This is a genomic window from Acinetobacter lactucae, from assembly GCF_013344765.1.
Classification (GTDB): Bacteria; Pseudomonadota; Gammaproteobacteria; order Pseudomonadales; family Moraxellaceae; genus Acinetobacter; species Acinetobacter lactucae_A.
The window spans coordinates 1-1894 of the sequence record NZ_JABVBF010000293.1 but is presented as its reverse complement, the minus strand read 5'-3'; the positions used below and the strand labels follow the sequence as shown (position 1 = coordinate 1894).

General features: G+C 33.8%; 1 protein-coding gene. It reads left to right on the top strand.

Features of this window, described 5'->3' with window-relative positions; all coding sequences use genetic code 11:
- The first annotated feature begins 361 nt into the window (after window positions 1–361).
- Window positions 362–1636, top strand: coding sequence for a tyrosine-type recombinase/integrase (locus tag HUN22_RS16780; protein ID WP_174731765.1), 1275 nt, complete (start codon window positions 362–364; stop codon window positions 1634–1636).
- The last annotated feature ends 258 nt before the right edge of the window (window positions 1637–1894 follow it).

Genomic DNA, 1894 nt, shown 5'->3' with positions numbered 1-1894 from the left:
ATATAGACCTTTGATTGATAAGACATTGAAAATAAAAAATATATTATATAAATACAAAAAATTTGATCAAAATACATACTTATTTGATTTATATGAAATTTTCAGGATTTGTTAGCAATATTTAAGCTAAATAGAGTTGTAATTTTTATTCTAGGCATAAAAAAAGCCCCTGTAAAAACAGGGGCTTTTCGAATATGGCGGAAGCGGTGTCCGTCTAACACTTGTCTTATAGCGTCCCATAAAATTCAATATAAATCTATTTTTCAATATCTTATATTAAAACACCATCCAACCCTATCTTGTTTAATCTTATTCTTTCCGCTATCTTATGTGGGTTCAGTTGTGGGACAAAATCAAACCTATGCCAAAGAAAGCAAAAGAATTATCAGCTCAGAGTGTATCAAAACTTAAAGAAAATGGTAGATATGCTGTTGGTGGTGTCGATGGTTTACACCTTCGTGTGATGAACGCATCTCGTGCTTGGGTCTTACGTGTCGCCGTCGGAAAACGCTTTGATGAAGTCGGTAAGCAACAAATACATCGCCGTGACATTGGGTTAGGACCTTATCCAGAAGTTTCTCTAGCTGAAGCAAGAGAAAAAGCTCGTGAGTTAAAATCACAAATTCGTAATGGCATTGATCCTATCCAACAGAAACAAGAACAACTTGCTGCTCTACGAATTCAAAAGCATCGTGAAAAAACTTTTAAAGAATGTGCTTCAACTGTCATTGCCAATAAGACTAGAGAACTTAAAAATGAAAAGCACATTGCTCAGTGGACGTCTACTTTAGAGACTTATATCTATCCTACTCTAGGCGAACGAATCATCGGGACAATTACTAAGATTGATATTGCTACTGTGCTTGAATCAATTTGGATCGAGAAGAATGAAACAGCAAAACGGATTCGTGGTCGCATAGAAACAGTTTTTGATTATGCCAAAGCGATGGAATACTTTATTGGAGATAACCCTGCTGCTTGGAAAGGTAATTTAGAACCTATTCTTGGTAATTTAAAACAAGAGTCTAGACCCCATCCATCATTACCTTATGAAAAAGTGGCTAGTTTTATTCATGACCTGCGACAACGCAAAGGCATTTCTCCCAAAGCATTAGAATTTACAATATTAACTGCTTGTCGGTCAGGTGAAGTATTTGGTGCTTTATGGAAAGAAATCGACTTCAAAAATAAAATCTGGATTATTCCAAAAGAACGAATGAAAGCGGATAAAGAACATAGAGTTCCTTTATCTAAAGCAGCAATTAGATTACTTGAGCAACTTTATCGAGAAACTCACCCTCAACCAGATGACTTTATCTTCCCCGCCCCACGTGGTGGCATGTTATCAGATATGTCTTTAACAACATTAATTAAGCGGATGCATGAAAAGAAATTAAACGAAGATGGTGAGGGCTACGTTGATCCAAAACAAAATCGTATTATCACTACCCATGGTTTCCGTTCAACATTCCGTGATTGGTCAGCCGATAAAACAGATTACCCTAGAGAAGTCTGTGAACATGTATTAGCACACAAACTACCAGATGAGGTTGAAGCTGCTTATTTACGTGGAGCTTATCTTGAAAAGCGTAAAGTATTAATGACTGATTGGGATCATTTTTGTGAAATTGGTTAAACAACAATTACTTTCAATATTTACTATATACTAAGATAAAAATAAATATTAATATTAGTTTTATTAATTAAAATTATAAAGCCATAAACATATATTTATGGCTTTATAGTCAAACTTAAGAAATACAAATTAGGTTTATTTCAATTACTATAAACTCAAAATTCACATAAATAAAATTTTGCTACTTGGAAATCTCAATTACATCATTAATAGCTAGTTCATATATTAAATTCTCTATTTCTTCTATAAGTTCAATAG

Coding starts and splice junctions, on each gene's coding strand:
- HUN22_RS16780 (WP_174731765.1), top strand. CDS start 362: ATGCCAAAGAAAGCAAAAGAATTATCAGCTCAGAGTGTATCAAAACTT.